Annotated in this window: 18 protein-coding genes and 2 tRNA genes; 13 read left to right on the forward strand and 7 right to left on the reverse strand. The window is 63.3% G+C overall.

Going from position 1 to position 20,778, the window contains the following annotated elements; all coding sequences use genetic code 11:
* Positions 1–27: 27 nt before the first annotated feature.
* A complete protein-coding gene (gene polA / locus AC1DSF_RS15885) occupies positions 28–2,820 on the reverse strand; it encodes a DNA polymerase I (RefSeq protein ID WP_478127149.1) in 2,793 nt (930 codons plus the stop codon).
* Positions 2,821–2,918: 98 nt separating this feature from the next.
* Between polA and AC1DSF_RS15890 the strand changes: the two genes are divergently transcribed.
* The 3 genes from AC1DSF_RS15890 to AC1DSF_RS15900 are packed head-to-tail and all read left to right on the forward strand — an operon-like array spanning position 2,919 to position 5,157.
* Positions 2,919–3,302, forward strand: a complete 384-nt coding sequence (locus tag AC1DSF_RS15890; protein ID WP_478183110.1) for a hypothetical protein — start codon at positions 2,919–2,921, stop codon at positions 3,300–3,302.
* Between the two features lie 7 nt (positions 3,303–3,309).
* Entirely contained in the window at positions 3,310–4,353 is a 1,044-nt protein-coding gene (locus tag AC1DSF_RS15895; RefSeq protein ID WP_478183111.1) for a homoserine kinase, read from the forward strand.
* Between the two features lie 9 nt (positions 4,354–4,362).
* Complete coding sequence (locus tag AC1DSF_RS15900; protein WP_478127152.1) at positions 4,363–5,157, forward strand: BPSS1780 family membrane protein; 795 nt, start codon at positions 4,363–4,365, stop codon at positions 5,155–5,157.
* 31 nt (positions 5,158–5,188) lie between these two features.
* Here the strand turns inward: AC1DSF_RS15900 and AC1DSF_RS15905 are convergent, their stop codons facing one another.
* On the reverse strand, positions 5,189–7,588 hold the full coding sequence (locus AC1DSF_RS15905; protein WP_478183112.1) for a UvrD-helicase domain-containing protein: 2,400 nt from the start codon (positions 7,586–7,588) through the stop codon (positions 5,189–5,191).
* A 219-nt stretch (positions 7,589–7,807) separates the two neighbouring features.
* Here AC1DSF_RS15905 and AC1DSF_RS15910 point away from each other — a divergent pair, with 219 nt between their 5' ends.
* Positions 7,808–8,785, forward strand: a complete 978-nt coding sequence (locus tag AC1DSF_RS15910) for a GMP reductase (RefSeq protein WP_478127154.1) — start codon at positions 7,808–7,810, stop codon at positions 8,783–8,785.
* 32 nt (positions 8,786–8,817) lie between these two features.
* Here AC1DSF_RS15910 and AC1DSF_RS15915 read toward each other — a convergent pair whose 3' ends face one another.
* Positions 8,818–9,684 (reverse strand): alpha/beta hydrolase, encoded by an 867-nt coding sequence (locus tag AC1DSF_RS15915; protein ID WP_478127155.1) that lies wholly within the window; start codon positions 9,682–9,684, stop codon positions 8,818–8,820.
* Positions 9,685–9,775: 91 nt separating this feature from the next.
* On the opposite strand from AC1DSF_RS15915, the gene AC1DSF_RS15920 reads away from it, so the two are divergent.
* Positions 9,776–9,851, forward strand: a tRNA-Ala gene (locus AC1DSF_RS15920).
* Between the two features lie 276 nt (positions 9,852–10,127).
* Here AC1DSF_RS15920 and AC1DSF_RS15925 read toward each other — a convergent pair.
* Positions 10,128–11,033 (reverse strand): LysR substrate-binding domain-containing protein, encoded by a 906-nt coding sequence (locus AC1DSF_RS15925; RefSeq protein WP_478127363.1) that lies wholly within the window; start codon positions 11,031–11,033, stop codon positions 10,128–10,130.
* Positions 11,034–11,183: 150 nt separating this feature from the next.
* Here AC1DSF_RS15925 and AC1DSF_RS15930 point away from each other — a divergent pair, with 150 nt between their 5' ends.
* The 3 genes from AC1DSF_RS15930 to AC1DSF_RS15940 are packed head-to-tail and all read left to right on the forward strand — an operon-like array spanning position 11,184 to position 13,775.
* Positions 11,184–11,957, forward strand: coding sequence for an SDR family NAD(P)-dependent oxidoreductase (locus AC1DSF_RS15930; RefSeq protein ID WP_478127176.1), 774 nt, complete (start codon positions 11,184–11,186; stop codon positions 11,955–11,957).
* A gap of 34 nt (positions 11,958–11,991) precedes the next feature.
* On the forward strand, positions 11,992–12,678 hold the full coding sequence (locus AC1DSF_RS15935; protein WP_478183113.1) for a cupin domain-containing protein: 687 nt from the start codon (positions 11,992–11,994) through the stop codon (positions 12,676–12,678).
* Positions 12,675–13,775: a flavin monoamine oxidase family protein gene (locus AC1DSF_RS15940; RefSeq protein ID WP_478127178.1), complete on the forward strand. Its 1,101-nt coding sequence runs from the start codon at positions 12,675–12,677 to the stop codon at positions 13,773–13,775. The genes AC1DSF_RS15935 and AC1DSF_RS15940 overlap by 4 nt, the downstream gene beginning before the upstream one ends.
* Positions 13,776–13,844: 69 nt before the next feature.
* Here AC1DSF_RS15940 and AC1DSF_RS15945 read toward each other — a convergent pair whose 3' ends face one another.
* The 3 genes from AC1DSF_RS15945 to AC1DSF_RS15955 form a co-directional block, all read right to left on the reverse strand.
* Positions 13,845–14,747 (reverse strand): DUF1254 domain-containing protein, encoded by a 903-nt coding sequence (locus AC1DSF_RS15945; protein ID WP_478183114.1) that lies wholly within the window; start codon positions 14,745–14,747, stop codon positions 13,845–13,847.
* Positions 14,726–14,917, reverse strand: coding sequence for a hypothetical protein (locus AC1DSF_RS15950; RefSeq protein ID WP_478127180.1), 192 nt, complete (start codon positions 14,915–14,917; stop codon positions 14,726–14,728). Before AC1DSF_RS15950 ends, AC1DSF_RS15945 begins: the two co-directional genes overlap by 22 nt.
* A gap of 157 nt (positions 14,918–15,074) precedes the next feature.
* Positions 15,075–15,782 carry an SDR family NAD(P)-dependent oxidoreductase gene (locus tag AC1DSF_RS15955; RefSeq protein ID WP_478183115.1) on the reverse strand — a complete coding sequence of 236 codons (708 nt, stop codon included), beginning with the start codon at positions 15,780–15,782 and terminating at the stop codon, positions 15,075–15,077.
* A gap of 107 nt (positions 15,783–15,889) precedes the next feature.
* Between AC1DSF_RS15955 and bktB the strand changes: the two genes are divergently transcribed.
* From bktB to AC1DSF_RS15980, 5 genes are all read left to right on the forward strand, one after another.
* Entirely contained in the window at positions 15,890–17,071 is a 1,182-nt protein-coding gene (gene bktB / locus AC1DSF_RS15960) for a beta-ketothiolase BktB (RefSeq protein WP_478127182.1), read from the forward strand.
* Positions 17,072–17,135: 64 nt separating this feature from the next.
* Positions 17,136–17,211 (forward strand) — tRNA-Lys (locus AC1DSF_RS15965).
* Between the two features lie 164 nt (positions 17,212–17,375).
* Positions 17,376–17,948, forward strand: a complete 573-nt coding sequence (locus AC1DSF_RS15970; RefSeq protein WP_478127183.1) for a TetR/AcrR family transcriptional regulator — start codon at positions 17,376–17,378, stop codon at positions 17,946–17,948.
* 69 nt (positions 17,949–18,017) lie between these two features.
* Positions 18,018–18,491 carry a (2Fe-2S)-binding protein gene (locus AC1DSF_RS15975; protein WP_478127184.1) on the forward strand — a complete coding sequence of 158 codons (474 nt, stop codon included), beginning with the start codon at positions 18,018–18,020 and terminating at the stop codon, positions 18,489–18,491.
* 13 nt (positions 18,492–18,504) lie between these two features.
* On the forward strand, positions 18,505–20,769 hold the full coding sequence (locus AC1DSF_RS15980; RefSeq protein WP_478183116.1) for a xanthine dehydrogenase family protein molybdopterin-binding subunit: 2,265 nt from the start codon (positions 18,505–18,507) through the stop codon (positions 20,767–20,769).
* Positions 20,770–20,778 lie beyond the last annotated feature (9 nt).

The following is a 20,778-nucleotide window of genomic DNA, read 5'->3' on the forward strand; positions in this document are numbered from 1 at the left end:
AGTGAGCCAACCTGGGGGCGAGCGTAGCTAATGCGCTTTGTCCCAATTCGGGCCAAAGCCGATCTCCGCGAGCAGCGGCACCTTGAGTTCGGCGACGCTCGCCATGATCCGCGGGATCTCGATGCGAACCCACTCGACTTCTTCTTCGGGCACTTCGAACACCAGTTCGTCGTGCACCTGCATGATCATCTTGGTCCCGCGCTTCTCGGCATCCAGCACGTCCTGCACCTTCACCATGCTGAGCTTGATCAGATCGGCGGCGGTGCCCTGCATCGGCGCGTTGATGGCTGCGCGCTCGGCACCGCCTCGGCGGGGTCCATTCGGCGAATTGATCTCCGGCAGGTAGAGGCGGCGTCCGAAGACGGTCTCGACATAGCCTTTCTGCTTGGCCAGCGCCTTGGTCTCATCCATGTACGCCTTCACGCCCGGATACCGCGCGAAGTAGCGCTCGATGTACGACGAGGCCGCCTTGGTTTCGATGCCCAGATTGCGCGCGAGCCCAAAGCTGCTCATGCCGTAGATGAGCCCGAAGTTGATCACCTTCGCATAACGACGTTGCTCACTCGACACTTGCTCCACCGCGACGCCAAAGACCTCGCCAGCAGTCGCCCGGTGAACGTCGATGCCTTCGGTGAACGCGCGCAGCAGGGATTCATCGCCGCTGATGTGCGCCATGATCCGCAGTTCGATCTGCGAATAGTCGGAGCTTGCGATCACGCTGCCAGCGGGCGCGACAAAAGCCTCTCGCACGCGGCGGCCTTCGACGGTGCGGATCGGAATGTTCTGCAAATTGGGATCGTTGCTGGACAAACGGCCCGTCACGGCGACGGCTTGCGCATAGTGCGTATGCACCCGGCCGCTGCGTGGATTCGCCAGCAGTCCCAGCTTGTCGGTGTAAGTGCCCTTGAGCTTCGAGAGTCCGCGGTGCTCCAGGATCTTGGCCGGCAGCGGAAAATCCTCCGCGAGCTTTTCCAATACTTCTTCGTCTGTACTCGGTGCGCCGCTCGGCGTCTTCTTGACGACCGGCAGCCCCAGCTTGGTAAAGAACACTTCGCCGATCTGCTTGGGCGAACCGAGGTTGAAAGGCTGGCCCGCGAGCTCGTAGGCTTCTTGCTCCAAAGCCATGATGCGCTTGCCCAATTCATTGCTCTGCGCGGCGAGCGTGGGCGCGTCGATCAGCACGCCATTGCGCTCGATGCGATAGAGCGTCTCGCTCGACGCCATTTCCAGCTCGTAGACGAAGCGCAGCTTTTCATTCGCCTCGAGCTGCGGCCAAAGCACGCGATGCACATCCAGCGTCTGGTCGGAGTCCTCGCACGAATATTCGGCGGCCTTGTCGATCGACACCTGGCTGAACGAAATCTGATGCGCACCTTTGCCGCAGAGGTCTTCGTAGTCGATGCCCGTCCGTCCCAGATGCCGCTCCGCAAGACTGGCGAGGCCGTGCGGCTTGTGTACCTCCAGCACATAGCTTTGCAGCATCGTGTCATGCGCATAGCCTTGCACCTCGATGCCGTGATTGGCAAACACGTGGCGGTCGTACTTGATGTGTTGGCCGAGCTTTTTCTTCGAGCCGTCTTCGAGCCATGGCTTGAGTTTTGCCAGGACTTCATCGCGCGGCAGCTGAACAGGCGCGTCCGGATAGTTGTGGCCCACGGGGATATAGGCCGCTTCGCCGGGCGTCACGCTGAAGCTCAGCCCGACGATCTCGGCGCGCATTTCATCGAGTGAGTTGGTCTCGGTGTCGATCGCCACGAGCTCCGCCGCCTGGATCTTCGCCAGCAAGGCGTCGAAGGCCTCCCACGTCATGATCGTCTCGTAAGCCAGGTTGGAGACCTTGGCAGCGGCTGCGAAACTCGGGTCGTCGAAGAGGCCGGTCCCGCCTTCAGGGCCTTTTTTCTTCTTGTTCTCCTCGATCAACTCGGGCGACACCTCGTGCGCTTCGAGCGTCCGCACCAGCGACTTGAAGCCGTACTTTTCGTAGAAGATCTTCAATTCGTCGATCTGCTGCGGGCCGATGGCAATCGCATCGAGCGACGGCAGGCCCTTGACGTGCTCGCCGAGCTCGCAATCGGTCCTGATGGTCACCAGCCGGCGTCCCTGCGGCAGCCAGTCGAGCGCCTTGCGCAGGTTCTCGCCGGCCTGGCCCTTGACCTCGCCGGCGCGCGCAATGAGGGCATCGAGCGAGCCGAATTCGAGCAGCCACTTGGCGGCCGTCTTGGGACCGACCTTTTCGACGCCCGGGACGTTGTCGACCGTATCGCCGACCAGCGTCTGATAGTCGATCATCAGGTTGGGCGGGACGCCGAACTCCGCCGTCACGCCGGCCACGTCGCGCTTCTTGCCGTTCATCGTGTCGATGATGGTGATGTGCTCGTCAACGAGCTGGCTCAGGTCCTTGTCGCCGCTGGAAACGGTGACTTCGATGCCTTGCGCGGCAGCCGTTCGAGCCAACGTGCCGATCACGTCGTCCGCCTCGATGTCCGGCACGCACAGCACCGGCCAGCCAAGAAGCCGCACCACCTGGTGGATCGGCTCGACCTGGCTGCGCAGATCGTCCGGCATCGGCGAGCGATTTGCCTTGTAGGCGGGATACCAGTCGTCGCGGAAAGTCTTGCCCGGCGCGTCGAAGACACAGGCGGCGTAGTCGGCCCGCACCTCGCGGCGCAGGGCCTGCATCATGTTGATCATTCCCCGGATGGCACCCGTGGCGGGACTGCTGTTGTCGCCGGGAACGGCGCGCAAGTCGGGCATCGCATGAAAAGCGCGATAAAGATAGCTCGATCCGTCGACGAGCAGCAGTGTTTTCTTGTCGGTCATCAGGGCATTTTGCCGTGCCGCGACCGGCCGTCCGGAAGGTGTGCCGGAACGCCACGGACTTGTATCCCTGGCGCGAGCGCGGACCTACAATCCTGATCATGTCCTCCATGCCGCTCCATCTTTCCCGCATTCGCCTGGCCATGTTGTTGTTCGCCAGCGCCGCGGCGATTGCCGCCGTCCAGGCGCAGACGCCCCAGCCGGCGCAGCCCCCGGCCACGGCGGACAACCCGACAGACGCGGTCAAGGAAAACGGCCGCCGCAACCAGAAGATCGAGCACATCCACACCGAAGACAGCGGCGCCACCGTCGACGAAGTTCGCGTCGGCGGCCAGACGATGAGCATCACGGTCAAGCCCAAGAACAACGCACCGGCCTACAACGTCATGCCCAACCGCGAACAGGGCACCAACATGCAGGGACAGCCCGACCAGAGCAACTCCGACCCCGGCTCACGGGTCTGGTGGAACGTCTTCAAGTTCTGAGCACACGGTGGCAGTTTTTACGGAAGTCGGATTCGAAGAAGCCGACGCACTGGTGCAACGCCTGGGACTCGGCCCGCTGAGCGAGCTCAGAGGCATCGAAGGCGGAATCGAAAACACCAACTACTTCGTGACGACGGCAAACGGTGAGTTCGTGCTGACGCTTTTCGAGCGGCTCGGCCCCGAACAGCTCCCCTACTACCTTTGTCTTATGAAGCACCTCGCGGCGCGCGGCATCCCCGTGCCGGAGCCGGTGATCGATCCGAAGATCGAGCCGCCCAAGGGGCACGCACTGTCGATTCCCGCCAACGCGCCTTGCGAATTGCTGCTCACGGTGGCGGGCAAGCCTGCAGCGGTCGTGCAGCGGCTCCAGGGCAAGAGCGAACTGGCACCGACCGCCCGCCACTGCGCCGAGCTCGGCCGGCTGCTGGCGCAGATGCACATCGCGGCGCGCGACTACCCCCGCATTCAGCCCAACCTCCGCGGCCTGCCCTGGTGGAACGACACCGCGCCCGTCGTCTTGCCTTACCTCGAGGCGCCCCAGGCCGCGCTGTTGCGCAGCGAACTCGCCTATCAGAACCACATCGCCGAATCGTCGACCTACGCCGCATTGCCCCGCGGGCCCATTCATGCCGACTTGTTTCGCGACAACGCCATGTTCGACACCCATGCGAGCGCCGACGCGCCACGGCTCACGGGCGTTTTCGACTTCTACTTCGCGGGCACGGACACCTGGCTTTTCGATCTTGCCGTGTGCCTGAACGACTGGGCCATCGACCTCCAGACCGGTCGCCACGATGCCGAGCGCGCCAGCGCATTGCTCGCTGCCTATGGCTCGGTGCGCCCCCTGACCGGCCCGGAACGCGCCTTGCTGCCGGCCATGCTCCGGGCCGCCGCGCTGCGCTTCTGGATTTCGCGCCTATGGGACTACCACTTGCCTCGCGAAGCGAGCATGCTCAAGGCGCACGATCCGACGCACTTCGAACGCGTGTTGCGCGAACGCGCCCATGCGACCTTCGAGTTCTCACATGACGCGGATCTGCAGGCCGCCTGACCCGATCCGATGAAACTCAATCTTGTTCCGGCACGCACCGGCGTGCTGTGGGTCCGAAGCGGGCTCAAGGCCTTCGCACGACAGCCGCTCGCCTTCGTTTCGCTTTTCTTTTTCTTCATGGCGCTGGTGTCCATCGCCTCGCAACTGCCATTGATCGGTGCGGCCATTGCCCTGATGCTGCTGCCGACCATGACGCTCGGGCTGATGGCAGCCGCTGCGCAAGCCACCGGCCCCGAAAAGCCGCCTGCCGGAACCGTGTTCATGGCCGCCGTGAATGCCGTTCGCTCCGACGTTCGTCCCATGGCGGTGCTGGGCGCGATGTACGCGGCACTGTTTCTCGTGGTGATGGCGATCTCCGCGCTGGCCGATGGCGGGCAGTTCGCGCGCGTCTACCTGCTCGGCGGACCGCTCACGCGCGAACTTGCGGAAACGACCGAGTTCCAGGTCGCGCTCTGGATTGCCATGGGTCTCTACCTGCCGCTGTCGCTGGCCTTCTGGCATGCACCAGCGCTCGTGCACTGGCATCGCGTGCCACCGGCGAAGAGCCTGTTTTTCAGCTTTGTGGCGTGCTTCAAGAACTTCGGCGCACTCACCGTCTTCGGCCTTGTCTGGACAGGCGTGTTCATCGGCGCGGGCATCGTGTTGAGCCTTGCCGCAACCTTGCTCGTCGCCATCGGCGCGATGGGCATCGGCGCAAGCGCGTCTGCGGCCGGAGCTGCGGTGATGATCGGCGGCGCACTGGTGATGGCGGCCATGTTTTTCACCAGCACCTGGTTCACCTTCCGCGATTCATTCCAGGAATAGGCCCAGCACCGCGAGCGCGGCGCCGACCGCGCTAAACCGGCGTCAGCTTGGCAACCGACAGCGCCAGCCACTTGACGCCATGGCGCGGGAAGTTCACTTGGGCCCGGGCGTCGTCGCCGGTGCCTTCCAGCGACACCACGGTACCTTCACCGAACTTGTTGTGGAAGACCTGCATGCCTGAACGAAGCCCGTGCGACGGCGCGGCTTTTTGTGGCGGAACAGGTGGACTCGCGAAGGCCTCCTTGCCGTAGTCGCCTCCACCGCCGCGCGTGCTTGCGTAGCCGCCGCCGTAGCCGAAAGCGGATGGTGTGAATCCCTGGTTCTTTGGAGTGAGCCACTTCAGGGCGCTCTCGGGCAGTTCGTCGAAGAAGCGGCTCTTGACGTTGTAACGGGTCTGCCCGTGCAGCATGCGGGTCTGCGAATGGCTCAGGTACAAGCGCTTGCGGGCGCGAGTGATGGCCACATACATCAGCCGACGCTCTTCCTCGAGGCTCTCGTAGTCGCTCATCGAGTTCTCGTGCGGAAAAAGGCCCTCTTCCAGGCCGGTGATGAACACGCAATCGAATTCGAGCCCCTTTGCAGCGTGCACGGTCATCAGCTGCACGGCATCCTGGCCGGCCTGCGCCTGGTTGTCGCCGGATTCGAGCGCTGCATGTGTCAGGAAAGCCGCCAACGGACTGAGTGTCTCGCCCGTTTCCGCATCGGGCGCGAGCGGCTCGTCCGTAACGGGGCGGTTCGGATCGATGCCCTGGCTGACCGGCGACTGCCGCAGTTCGTCCACTGGCAGCGCCACCGCGTCGCGGCCAAAGCCTTCCTGCGTGACGAAGCTTTCTGCGGCGTTGACGAGTTCTTCCAGATTCTCGATGCGGTCGGCGCCTTCGCGATCGGCCTTGTAGTGCTCGATGAGCCCGCTGTGGTCGAGCACCAGTTCGATGATCTCGCGCAGGGACATGCCCTGCGTCTGCTCGCGAAGCACGTCGATCTTCGCGACAAAGGCAGAGAGATTGCCGCCGGCCTTGCCACCGACGGCGCTCACGGCGTCGTGCAACGAGCGGCCGGCCGCGCGGGCCGCGTCCTGCAGTTGCTCGATGCTGCGCGCGCCAATGCCGCGCGGCGGAAAGTTGACGATGCGCAGAAAACTCGTGTCGTCGTCCTTGTTCTCCAGCAGGCGCAGGTAGGCCAGCGCATGCTTGATTTCGGCCCGCTCGAAGAACCGCAGCCCGCCATACACGCGGTACGGCACGGCGGCATTGAACAGCGCTGTTTCAATCACCCGGCTCTGCGCATTGCTGCGGTAGAGCACGGCCATCTCCTTGCGATCGATGCCCTCACGCACCAGTTGGCGCATCTCCTCGACCATCCATTGCGCCTCGGCGAAGTCGCTGGTCGATTCGTAGACGCGCACCGGCTCGCCGGGGCCCTGGTCCGTGCGCAGGCTCTTGCCCAGCCGCTTCTTGTTGTGGCTGATGAGTTCGTTGGCCGAATCGAGGATATTGCTGTAGCTGCGGTAGTTCTGCTCCAGCTTGATCTGGTGCGCCACGTTGAACTCGTGCACGAAGTCCGCCATGTTGCCCACGCGCGCGCCACGAAAGGCATAGATGCTCTGGTCGTCGTCGCCCACCGCGATCACGCTGTTGTCGCCCGGCGTGAATCGGCCATCGGCCGTGGTGCCCGAAAGCATCTTGATCCATGCGTATTGCAACCGATTGGTGTCCTGGAACTCGTCGATCAGGATGTGCCGAAAGCGCCGTTGGTAGTGCTCGCGCACGGGATCGTTGTCGCGCAACAACTCGTAGCTGCGAAGCATCAGTTCGCCGAAGTCGACCACGCCTTCGCGCTGGCATTGCTCTTCGTACAGTTGATAGAGCTCGACCTTCTTGCGATCGTCGTCGCTGCGGATCTCGACGTCGCGCGGACGCAGGCCATCTTCCTTGGCGCCGGCGATGAACCACTGGGTCTGCTTGGCCGGAAAGCGCTCGTCATCGACGTTGAACTGCTTCATCAGCCGCTTGATTGCGGAAAGCTGGTCCTGCGTGTCGAGGATCTGGAAGGTGGACGGGAGCCCGGCGAGCTTCCAGTGCGCCCGCAAGAAGCGGTTGCACAGGCCGTGAAAGGTGCCGATCCACATCCCGCGCACGTTGACCGGCAGCATGGCCGTCAGCCGCGTCATCATTTCCTTGGCGGCTTTGTTGGTAAAGGTCACGGCGAGGATGCCGCCGGGCGACACCTGGCCGGTTTGCAGCAACCATGCGATGCGCGTGGTCAGCACGCGGGTCTTGCCCGAACCGGCTCCGGCGAGGATCAGCGCGTTGCCCGCGGGCAGCGTCACGGCCGCAAGTTGCTCCGGATTCAGATTGGCGAGCAGAGGGGACGCGGCGGGCGCTTCGCCCATGGCGTCGGGCGCGCCGGAAAACAAGTCATATGGGAGCATGTGCCCATTGTAGAAACGCCCACCCGCCATGGAGCGGGCGGGTAGAATCAGTCACCGGGCCCAAGTTTCTTGACGTCCGGTTTTTTTGTGCCTGCGCGCAGCAGGGTTCGCAGAGTTCGGTATCGCCGCCACGGCGAACCCGCAAAGCCGGGCTCCAAGCCAAGCGCCCCATCGCCGCCGAAATCCTTTGGCGACGACCTTTCAGGAGCTTGGAATCACATGCAAATCTTCGACTACGACAACATTCTTCTGCTGCCCCGCAAATGCGTAGTGGAAAGCCGCTCCGAGTGCGACGCCAGCGTCACCCTCGGCGGCCGCAGTTTCCGCATTCCGACAGTGCCCGCCAACATGAAGACCGTGGTCGACGAGACCATCTGCACGTGGCTGGCAAAGAACGGCTACTTCTACGTGATGCACCGCTTTGACCTGGACAACGTCAAGTTCGTCAAGGACATGCACGCAAAGGGCGTGTTCGCGTCGATTTCGCTGGGCGTGAAAAAGCCCGACTACGACACGGTCGACCAACTCGCCGCCGCGGACATGGCACCCGAATACATCACGATCGACATCGCCCATGGCCACGCCGACACCGTGAAGAACATGATCGGTTATCTCAAGAAGAAGCTGCCGAAATCCTTCGTGATTGCGGGCAACGTGGGCACGCCGGAAGCGGTCATCGACCTGGAAAACTGGGGCGCCGATGCCACCAAGGTGGGCATCGGCCCCGGCAAGGTCTGCATCACCAAGCTCAAGACGGGCTTCGGCACGGGCGGCTGGCAGTTGTCGGCGCTCAAGTGGTGCGCGCGCGTCGCGACCAAGCCGATCATTGCCGACGGCGGCATTCGCGACCACGGCGACATCGCCAAGAGCATCCGCTTCGGCGCGTCGATGGTGATGATCGGCTCGCTCTTCGCGGGACACGAGGAGTCGCCCGGCAAGACCGTGGAAGTCGACGGCGTTCTTTTCAAGGAATACTACGGATCGGCCAGCGACTTCAACAAGGGCGAATACAAGCACGTCGAAGGCAAGCGCATCCTCGAGCCGATCAAGGGCAAGCTGGCCGAAACGCTGATCGAAATGGAGCAGGACATCCAGAGCTCCATCAGCTACGCGGGCGGCCGCAAGCTCATGGACATCCGCAAGGTCAACTACGTCACCCTGGGTGGCGACAACGCGGGCGAACACCTGCTGATGTAGGCCCGCTGCGTGCCGCTACCTGAGGCGGAGCTTCAGGTGTCGAGCAGTTGCATCGCCAGCGCATGCAGGCGGTGCGCGGGATCGGCCAATGCGTCCACCACACCGAAGTGGTCGAGCCCCGGAAGGATCTCGCTGACCGGCACTGCAGCAGGGCCCCAGGCCTTGCGCATCAGCGCGTTCTGGCGGATGAATTCCTCGCTTTCCTCGCTGCCCGCCACCGTGTAGAGCTGCCCGCGCTTTGGCGCCGGCCAGAACGCCGGACTGAGGCGCAGCGCTTCGGCATCGGTCAATCGCAGCGCATCGGCGAGGAAAGGGGCGTGCTGGAGCGGACGAAGGTCATGGACGCCTGAAATCGAAAATGCGTTGCGCACGAGTTGGGGCGGCAGGTCCGGTGAGACGGCCTTCCAGTCGCACGCCAGAAGCATCGCCGCGAGGTGCCCGCCCGCGGAATGACCGGAAACAGTGATTCGCGAAGGGTCGCCACCGTGCGCCGCGATGTTGCGCCAAGTCCATTCGAGCGCGCGAACCATTTGCAGGGCTATGTCGGCAACGCGGACCGGCTGCTCGGCCGTTCCGGGGCACAGCGCGTAATTGGGCACGACCACGCAAACACCCTTGTCGACGAACGCAGGGGCGACCATGGAAGAGTCGTTCTTGTCGAGCGAGCGCCAGTACCCGCCGTGGATGAAAACCAGCACCGGCGCGTTGGGGTCGGACGCGGCAAACACATCGAGCGTCTCGCCGGGCCCGTCGCCGTAGGGCAAGTCCAGGCTGCCCCTCAGGGAAGCGCGCGCGGCGGCAGAACTCGAAGCCCATCGCGCCAGATGCACCGGATGTTCCGGCACGCGCGCGCGATTGTTGTACATGGTGTCCAGCCAGGCTGGGTCGTGCAGCGACATTCCTCGGTCCTTTTCTTGCGGCAGGGAGCGCATCTTGGCATGCCGGAGACGTGCATCGGAGCGCTCGTTCTGGTTAGAATTTGTGGGCGTTGGGGGGGTAGCTCAGCTGGGAGAGCGCCGCGTTCGCAATGCGGAGGTCGTGAGTTCGATCCTCATCCTCTCCACCAACGAAACGAGTGTCCTACGGAAACACGTTCCGCCATCGGCGGGACAACCGTGAGACACAACGATGGCATCCATCATCAAGCGGACCGACACCACCGGCCGTACATCCTTCCAAGTCAAGATTCGCCGGGCGATCTTGAGGCCGCGACTGCACGTCTGCTTCTGGAGTTGAGGCACGAAGCGGCTACGCGGCGGATCTGGCCTGAGGCGTCCGCGTCGTCGCTCCTGCAAGCGTTCGGCCGCGCACTTTTTTGACCGGGAAAGTAGAGTCGCACGCGCTACTGCTTGGCTTCGAATTGAAGCCAGTCACGGAAGGCCCTCAACCGTGGCAGGCCGCAGCACTCTGGTCGGTAGACGACGTAGTACGCCAGCGCCGACGCAAGGGAAATTTCCGGGAACAGCCTCACCAGCCTTCCAGCGGCCACGTCATCGCGGGCCATGACGCTCCGTGCGAGTGCGATGCCCTGACCGTCGATCGCTGCCTGCAACACAGCAGCGGAGTTGTTGATCTTCAGGCCACGCGCCGCGTCGATCCCGCCGACTCCCGCCTCCCTGAGCCAAGCCTCCCATGTAGGGAAGCCCTCCCGTGCGTCCATCGACAAGTCATGGATCAATAGTTGACCCTGCAGGTTCGTGGGCGTGGCCTCGATCCGTGCGAAGAGTTGCGGCGAGCAAACCGGGTACACCTCCTCGTCCATCAGCTTCTCAGATGCCAATCCCGGCCAGGTTCCCCTGCCGAACCGCACCCCTATGTCAATGCGCTGGGCGACAAAGTCCACCGGCTTGAGATTGGTGTCCAGCCGCACGTCGGTATCTGGCCAAGTGCTTTGAAAGCGGTCGATGCGCGGCAGCAGCCACTTGGCCGCGAAAGCCGGACTGACTGCGACCGTCAGCACGCCGCTTGTCGATCCTTCCTTGAGGCGTTCCAGGCCCAACGCGAGGCGGTCCAGTCCGGCTCGGATGTCCGGCAAGGCCCGGTCAACGGTATCGGTCGGAATTAGCCGCTGGCGCCCGCCGGTGCTGCGCAAGAACAGCGGGCTGCCAAGCCAACCTTCCAGCGTTCGCACGAGTTGTCCCACGGCAGCCGGGGTCACATGGAGTTCGCCGGCCGCCGCCGCGAAGCTCTGATGCCGGGCGCTCGCTTCAAGGGCACGGAGGGCGTTTAAGTGGACCGGAGATTTCATGGGAAGACAAACAATTTCTTTGTAGCGCAGACAGATTATCTGGTTTGCCCCTAACCGATCAACGGCGAACAATCATGACTTCGGTGGTCTGTGGCTTGGTCTCAGCCGCAATTCAACAAGGATAGTTTTCTACTCAATCGGAGATTTCATATGAGCAATCAGTTCAGGGGCAAGAAGCTGCTGGTTATCGGCGGCACAAGCGGCATCGGCTATGAGAGCGCCCGTGCTGTTCTGGCCGAGGGCGGCGCTGCCGTGATTGTCGGCAACAGGCCAGAGAAGGCGGACGCAGCACGCAAGGATCTGTCCGCACTGGGCAGCGTTGCCGCAATCGCAGCCGACCTGACCAGCGCTCAGGGCTTGCAGACATTGCTGCGCACCATCGACTCGGATCATGCCGACGTCGACCTGCTCGTCAATGCGGCCGGGGTCTTCTTCCCCAAGCCGTTCCTGGACCATCAGGAGGCGGACTACGACCAGTACATGAACCTGAACAAAGCGTTCTTCTTCATCACGCAGAAGGTCGCTGCGAACATGGTCGCCGCCAACCGCACTGGCGCCATCGTCAACATCGGCTCGATGTGGGCAAAGCAGGCAATCGCCGCCACGCCTTCGTCCGCCTACTCGATGGCAAAGGCTGGCCTTCACTCGCTGACGCAGCACTTGGCAATGGAACTGGCAGGCAAGAACATCCGGGTCAATGCTGTGTCCCCCGCAGTGGTACAGACCCCGATCTACGAGGGCTTCATTCCCAAGGCTGAGGTGCACGCCGCGCTGCAAGGTTTCAACTCCTTCCATCCCATTGGCCGCGTGGGCACCCCGCAGGATGTGGCTGAGGCGGTGGCCTTTCTCCTGTCCGACAAAGCCGGCTGGGTCACAGGCGCGATCTGGGATGTGGACGGCGGCGTAATGGCCGGCCGCAACTGAGCATCGACCGACTGCATCGAGCTGCACCATGCGCATGAACGCCGACTTTACAAAGGCTGCTGTCGTCACGCCCGATGGGCATCGCTGGGTGCCGTCGCCTCAAGGCGGTGTCGCCCGCGTGATGCTTGACCGCGTTGGGGGCGAGCGTGCTCGTGCGACCAGCTTGGTCCGGTACGACCAGGGTTCTCGATTCCCGGCGCATGAGCATCCGGGGGGCGAGGAGATCCTTGTGCTCGATGGCGTGTTCTCGGATGCAGAGCAGGACTTCCCGGCGGGGTGGTACTTGCGCAATCCGCCAGGATCTGTGCATCAGCCCTTCAGCGACGACGGCGCGGTCATCTTCGTGAAGCTGTGGCAGATGGAGGGCGCCGAAGCTGGACCGGTGCGCACAGACACCCGCGACCCCGCGAACTGGCGCCGCAACGGAGGAAGAGAGCAGTGCGCCCTGTTCGACAACGGTCAAGAATGCGTCCGTATGGAACGACTGCTCCCGGGCCAGCGGCTCACGTTGGATGCGACGTCTGGAGCGGAGCTTCTTGTGGTGGATGGCGAGCTGGCGGACGATGTGGGGCGTTTTCCCGCTCGCAGCTGGATTCGCACCCCTGCTTCATCATGGGTCGAACTGGAGGCAGGCAAGGCGACAACCGTGTTCATCAAGACAGGCCATCTGCCAACGCCTGAGCAGGTCTCACGGTTCGAGCAGGGTCTGCAGACTCCATGACGCAAGCACGCATCATCATCGTCGGTGGCGGACTCGCTGGTCTTTATGCGGCCTTCTTGTTGGAGTCTTCCAACGTGGACGACTACTTGCTGCTGGAAGCCCGGTCTTGCCTCGGCGGGCGCGTGATATCCGCCTCTTCGTCGAACCCGGACATGGCTCGTGTCGATCTGGGGGCAACATGGTTCTGGCCCGAGTTGCAGCCGGAGTTCGCTGCACTGGTCCAATACCTGGGCTTGCGCACTTTTGCGCAGCCAACCACGGGCGAGGCACTGTTTGAGCGGTCTGCGCAGCGAGGGCCAGAGCGCCTTTCTGGTTACCCGGCGTCTCCCGAATCGATGCGACTGGCCGGGGGCATGGGTGCGCTACTGGACGCGCTGAAAGCCCGCGTCGATTCCAGGCGCGTCTTCACGGGCCATGCCGTTGAAGCTATCCACGCGTCGTCCGGCGGCCTGCGCATCGACGCACGGCGCACAGGGGGAGCGGCCGTCGCGTTTGCAGGTCAACACCTGCTGCTAGCGATGCCACCACGGCTCGCCGCCTCGATGGTGCGCTTCGAGCCAGAGTTGCCGGCGCAGCTGGCGGCCCAGTGGACGAACACGGCAACGTGGATGGCCCCGCATGCCAAGTACGTCGCCATGTATGACACGCCGTTCTGGCGCAGCTCGGGTCTATCCGGTGATGCTTTCAGCCATGTGGGTCCCATGGTCGAGATTCACGATGCAGGCCCGGAGGCAGGGGCAGGTGCCCTATTCGGATTCGTGGGGACGCCAGCACGAGTGAGGCGGGGCATTCCCGTCGAGCAGTTGCGCGCCCTATGCCGCGCCCAGATGGTCCGATTGTTCGGGCCGCAGGCGGCTACCCCGGTGCAGGAGTGGCTACAAGACTGGTCGAGCGAACAGTGGACCGCAGTGCCGGCCGATTCCAGTGCTGCCGCTGGAGGCCATGCTGCTGCGCCTGCTTCGACCGCTGCGACTGGTCCGTGGGCAGGATGCATGTCAGGCATCGGCAGCGAGTGGTCCCCGGAGTTCCCGGGCTACTTGGCTGGCGCGATCGATGCTGCGCGTCGAGCTGTAGAACGACTGATGGAGACGATGTGAACCGCAATCTTTGGCTACTGACGTAAGCGGCAGTTCTGGGCTATGCGCTGCCACGATGCTCGCAGGCTACTACTCCGCCAATGGGCACACCGTGCAGTCATCGACAGGATCGCGTTGATCCGCCTCAGCCCCTCGGACGATCGGCTCGCGCTCCGCGTCGCGCGCCAATTCGTAGGTCGCCTCGATCTGGTCGAACCGAAGCATGAGACCTTGTTCAGACGTGAACTCGATCTGCAGCGAGTCTTCTTCCGCGAAATTGACGAACAGGACAGTTGGCAACGCGAGCGCGTTGAAGTGGTCGACGCGGTTGACTCGTGCAACGCAAGGTCGTTTCGACGAGCCCCTGGGCGCGACTGCCAGCACTTGCGAATAACGCGCCGACTCACCGAGCAGCGGCTTGGCGTCGGCCAGCACGGCCGGAAGCAATTCGCGAAAGGCCAGAGGCCGAACCCAGCGGGTTTCCGCGCCGTCGCCACCATTGCCGCTTTCGCCGCCTTTCGACGGATTGCTCACAACCGGTACTTTGCGCCAGTCCGTGACTTTGGACCTGCCGTCGAACTCGGCAACCGGATAGAGCCCGATCTCGTTGATCACCGGCTGCACCGCCGCTAGGTCCTGCGGCGTGTCTTCCCTGAAAACGCGCGGCACCACCACCCCCGTGCCAGTCTGCGACGCGAACACCTTGCTGATGCCGTGCGGTACCGTGCCCACCCAGTTGGGTCCGACCAGCAGATAGAAGCCCGGCCGCGTGCCATACATCTTGCGCAGTTCGGCGAAGCTGTCGGTGCGCGAATCCACCACCTGGTACACCCAGAAGCGATCGCCGAAATCCGGCACTTGCAGCACCACCGGCGACTCGTCGAGCGCGATGATGGCGTTGCCATACACCACGTCCTGATTGGGACACGCGACAGCGCGCTCGGCTGGATCGATGTAGTCGGTGAGCATCGTCAGCGTATTGACCGGTCCCACCGCAGCACGCCGCCCAGGAGCATCGGGTGCGGCAACTTGCCGAAGGTGCTGCGGCGGTTGTAGACGTTGACGATCGGCCACGCCCAGAAAAAGACGTCGCGCGCGACCAGTCGGATGTATTCGTCAGTGAGTCTTGCCTGCCTGTCGGGTCCGGGGATCACGTGCGCCATCGTTGTCTCCTCGAACGAAACCGCGCGGCAAACATATGCGGTGCGCCTCCGCCCTCCCCTAGCATGCGCAGGTCGCGGGCAAAGCGCACTTGTGTCCGAAGGTGAAGCGACGCCTGCCCCTTGGTGCATGCGCCGGCCACCGCCGGCCCGGACAGGATCAGGTGTCGAGCGTGAGGTGCTGGCCGTGCACTGCGGCCGCGCCTGGAGAAACGAGGAAGGCGATCGCCTGGGCCGCCACGCTGGTCGACACCCATCCTGCCGGGTTGGCATTCGGCATCGCCTGCCGATTGGCGGGGGTGTCGAGCACGCTGGGCGCAATGCTGTTGACGTTGATGCCGTGCGGCGCGAGTTCGGCCGCGGAGGCTTCGACCAGTCGCTGCAGGGCGCTCTTCGACGCGATGTAGGCCGACATGGCCGACAAACCCCGGGCGGCCGTCCTTGCGGTGACCGCGACCACGCTGCCGGACTTGCGCTCGATCATCGGCGGCACCAGCGCCTGCGAAACCGCCACGAAAGACCAGGCATTGAGATTCATCATGCGGTCCCAGGCGTCGCGGCTGAGCGCATGCACCGTCTCGCCCATCTCGAAGCCGCCCGCGATGTGGACCAGCGCATCGACCTGCTTGAAAGCGCCGAGGATGCGTGTTGCCACATCGGCCATTGCCGGCGCGGATGTGACATCCGCCTCCAGCAGCAGATGCTGGGAGTTGTCCAGGCCGGGAAAGGCGCTGGTCAGATGCTCCAGCCGGTGATCGATCAGCGCGAGGCGGGCGCCCTGGTCGAGAAAGTACTGCACCACGGCGCGACCGAGCGCGCCTGCGGCGCCAGTCACGACCACATGCCGCGAGGGGTTCGCTTCGTTCATTTCAAGGCTCCTGGTTGGGCAAGGATGGTAACGCCGGCGTCACGACACCAGCGCTCGTGCTGGCATGATTGCAGCTGTCGTTTTGCGTTTTGGATTGGAGACTCGTCATGAAAGAAGTAGTTGTCGTCAGCGCGGTTCGCACCGCCATCGGAACATTTGGCGGAAGCCTGAAGGATGTTCCACCCACCAAGCTGGCCGGCTTGGTCACCAAGGAAGCCTTGGCGCGCGCCAAGGTCGATGGCAAGGACGTCGAAAACGTGGTCTTCGGCCATGTCATCAACACCGAACCGCGCGACATGTACATGGGCCGCGTCGCCGCCATCGAAGGCGGCTGCGCGCAGGAGACGCCCGCGCTGACGGTCAACCGGCTGTGCGGCTCGGGCCTGCAAGCGATCGTGACTGCGGCGCAGAGCATTCAGCTGGGCGATGCCAAGGTGGCCGTCGGTGGCGGCGCAGAGAGCATGAGTCGAGCGCCTTTTGCTTCATTGACGGCTCGCTGGGGCGTTCGCATGGGCGACACCAAACTCGTGGACATGATGATCGGCGCGCTCCATGACCCGTTCCAGAACATCCACATGGGCATCACCGCAGAGAACGTCGCCAAGAAGTGGGACATCAGCCGCGAAGCACAGGACCAGACCGCGCTCGCGAGCCATCAGCGCGCGCAGAACGCCATCGAGTCTGGCCGCTTCAAGTCGCAGATCGTTCCGGTGACGCTCGAAAGCCGCAAGGGACCCACGCAGTTCGACACGGACGAGCACGTGCGCTTCAACGCCAAGATCGAAGACATGGCAAAGCTCAAGCCCGCCTTCCTCAAAGAGAACGGCACCGTCACGGCCGGCAACGCTTCGGGCCTGAACGACGCGGCCGCCGCCGTCGTGCTGATGGAAAAGGAAGAAGCGGCCCGGCGCGGCCTGAAGCCCATGGCGCGTGTGGTGGCCTACGCCTTTGCCGGCGTGGATCCGAACTACATGGGCATCGGCCCTGTGCCGGCATCACGCAAGGCGCTCGAGAAGGCTGGCCTCAAGGCGTCGGACATGGACGTGGTCGAAGCCAACGAAGCTTTCGCGGCGCAGGCCTGCGCGGTGACGAAGGACCTCGGGCTCGACCCCGCGAAGGTCAATCCGAACGGTTCGGGCATTTCGCTGGGGCATCCGATCGGCGCGACCGGTGCGTTGATCACCGTCAAGGCACTGTATGAACTCAAGCGCATTCGGGGCCGCTACGCACTGGTCACGATGTGCATCGGCGGGGGCCAAGGCATCGCCTGCATTTTTGAAAGAGCCTGAAGAAGCGTGCAAAAGTTGTGGCTATAATCGTCGGATTGCCTGAAACGACAGAGATGTTTTTCAGGGGCTCTTAGCTCAGTTGGTAGAGCAGCGGACTCTTAATCCGTAGGTCGAGTGTTCGAGTCACTCAGGGCCCACCAAAAATTGAGAGCACACAGTGCTCGACTTCAAAGGCCTCCCTTGCGGAGGCCTTTGTTTTTTTCCGCTCCCATACTTTCTCTCCCAAGCACTGCATCGCGATCTGTCGGCGGCTTTTAATGAACACCTGTTCATTCAAGAGCCGAAAAAACCTAAGATCGACACCGTGAAACTCAAAGACGACGAAAAGCTCCGAGCCATCGCCGAAGCGACCTTCACGCTCGTCGAGCAAACCGGCCTGAGCGGCTTGACCATGGCCTCCATCGCACGCGAAGCGGGCTTGGCCACGGGCACGCTCTATGTGTATTTCAAATCCAAGGAAGAGTTGATGGTCGCGCTCTACGAGCAGGCCAAGACAGCGACGGCGGCCAGCCTCATGCATGGCGACAATCCCAAAGCGCCCTTTCGCAGCCGCTTTCGGCACATGTGGATGAACTGGCTGGAGCACCGCCTCACGCACTATGCGCAAGTGATCTTTCTGGAGCAGTACTACAACTCGCCATGGTTCAGCGAAGAGAGCCGAAACCTCTCGGCTCGCCTCATCAAGGGCTGGATTGATCTGATTGAAGAGGCCAAGGCCCAGCAGATCCTGAAAGACGTCCCGACCGTGCTGCTCATCAACAGCTTCGGCGGCTCGGTTCGCGAAACGGCCAACCTTTTGCGCTCAGGCGCATTGGCTCACACCAATGCCAATCTGACGATGGCTTTCGGCCTCTGCTGGGACGGCATCAAGGCTTGATTCGCTTGACCGTGGCGGCATACAGGTCTATCGTTTGGCCGAATTATTGTTCGCTCAAAGGACCTCGCGATGACAACACTCAATATCAACGGCAAGGATCGACAGGTCGACCTCGACCCCTCCACGCCGATCCTCTGGACACTGCGTGACACGCTGGGCATGACGGGCACCAAGTTCGGCTGCGGCGCAGCGCTGTGCGGCGCCTGCACGGTCCACCTGAACGGGCAGGCGATCCGTTCATGCATCACACCCATCTCCGCTGCCGAGGGACAGAAGATCTCGACGATCGAAGCCGTCACCGATGGCAGCGACAAGGTCGGCAAGGCCGTTCACGAGGCGTGGGTCAAGCACGACGTGGCGCAATGCGGCTACTGCCAGAGCGGCCAGATCATGTCCGCGACCGCTTTCCTCAAGACGCTCGCGCCGGGCAAGCTGCCGAGCGAAGCCGACATCGATTCGGCCATGGCCGGCAACATCTGCCGCTGCGGGACCTATGCGCGCATTCGTGCCGCAGTTGCCGACGCCGCCAAAACACTGGCTTGAAGGAGACCACGACATGAATTTCGATCAGACCACCTTCGAGCTTCCGGCCAACCTGCAGGCGCTGATGCAAGGCCAGGACGACACGACACAAGCACAAGCACCAGCCACAGGCCTTCCCCGGCGCAGCTTCATGAAGCTCACGGTCGTGACAGGCTTCGCGCTGGGCGTCTTCCCGATGAGCGCACTGGCGCAGGACTCGAACGCCACCGGCGTGAAGCCCGCAGGATTGAAGCCATTGCAGCAGCCAGCTGCCTTCGTGCGAATCGACCGTGACGGAACCACCACCATCACCATCAACCGGCTCGATTTCGGACAAGGCGTGCAGACGGCGCTGCCGATGATCCTGGCGGAGGAGCTCGATGCTGATTGGTCGAAGGTCAAGAGCGTTCATGGGAACAACGATCCGGCCTACGTCGATCCAGCATTCGGCATGCACATCACCGGCGGATCGGGTTCGGTCAAGAATTCGTACACGCAATACCGTGAACTCGGTGCGCGCACACGGGCGATGCTCATCAGTGCAGCAGCGGCGCAGTGGAAGGCCGATCCGGCCACGCTGAAGACGCGCGATGGCGTCGTCATCGGCCCGGGAGGCAAGAAGCTTGGCTATGGCGAACTTGCAGAGGCGGCAATGAAGCAGCCGGTGCCGGAGGCCGTCAAGCTGAAGGACCCGAAGGACTTTCGGCTCATTGGCAAGCCCACGGGCAGGCTCGACGCGCAAGCCAAGTCGAGCGGCCAGCAAAGCTACGGCATCGACATGCGCCTGCCTGGCATGCTGACCGCCGTGGTGGCTCATCCGCCGGTGTTCGCGGCCAAGCTCAAGTCCGTGGATGACAGCGCAGCGAAGCGCATCAAGGGCGTCAAGGCCGTGCTCCGCGTTCCGCTCGACCGCGGCGGCGAAGGTGTGGCCGTGGTCGCAGACGGCTACTGGCCTGCCAAGCAAGGCCGCGACGCGCTCAAGCTCGAATGGGACACCAGCAATGTCGAGAAGGTCGACAGCGACAAGCAACTCGCGCAGTACCGTGACCTCGCGACGAAGCCGGGCCCGCGCAAGTTCGACGCCGACGTGTCGAAGCTCGCCGGCGCACCGCACAAGATAAATGCCGAGTTCGTGTTCCCCTATCTCGCGCACGCGCCGATGGAACCGCTCAACTGCACGGTCAGCCTCACCGGCGACAAGGCCGAAGTGTGGACGGGGACGCAGATGCCGGGCATCGACGGAATGGCGGCCGCAAAGATTCTCGGCGTGCCGCCACAGAACGTCAGGGTCAATGTGCAGATGGCGGGGGGCGGCTTCGGTCGCCGCGGTCTCTTGACCAGCGACTTCGTCTCGGAGGCTTGCAGCGTGGTCAAGGCCGCACAGGCAGCGGGCATCGCGGCACCGATCCGCACGCTGTGGAGCCGCGAAGACGACATAAAGGGCGGCTATTACCGTCCGATGCATCTTCACACGGCGAAGATCGGCTTCGACGCACAGGGCAAGATCATTGGATGGGACCATGCGATCGTCGGCCAGTCACTGCTGATGGGCAGCATGTTCGAGCCGATGATGGTCAAGGACGGGATCGACGGCACGGCGGTCGAAGGCATGAAGGAGCCGTACGAGATTCCGATGCGTCTCACCGTGCATCACCCGAAGCTCAACGTGCCGGTGCTCTGGTGGCGCAGCGTGGGCTCGACCCACACGGCGTTCGTCATGGAAACGCTGCTCGACGAAATCGCCCGCACCACCAGGCAAGACCCCGTCGCCTATCGCATGAAGCTCATCGGCGATCAGCATCCGCGGCACAAGGCGGCTTTGCAACTGGCAGTGGACAAGTCCGGCTACGGCAAGAAGAAGCTCGACGCAGGACGCGCCTGGGGCGTGGCCGTGCACGAGTCCTTCAATTCGGTGGTGGCGTACGTGGTGGAGGCTTCGGTCAAGGATGGCACTCCCACACTGCACAACGTCACCGCGGGCGTGCATTGCAACCTCGTGGTCAACCCGGAGACCGTGGAAGCACAGGTGCAAGGCGCCGCCGTCATGGGTCTTTCGATGTGCCTTCCCGGCGCCGCGATCACGCTCAAGGACGGAGTGGTGCAGCAAAGCAACTTCGGTGACTTCGTGGTCCCTCGAATCACCGACATGCCGAAGATCGCCGTGTACACCGTTCCGAGTGCCGACGCACCCACAGGCATGGGCGAGCCAGGACTGCCGCCGCTTGCGCCCGCTTTTGCGAATGCGGTTGCGGCGATCACGGGCAAATCGGTGCGCGAGCTGCCCTTCAGGCTGGCCTGAGCAATTGCA

The organism is Variovorax sp. 01N429, assembly GCF_056399425.1.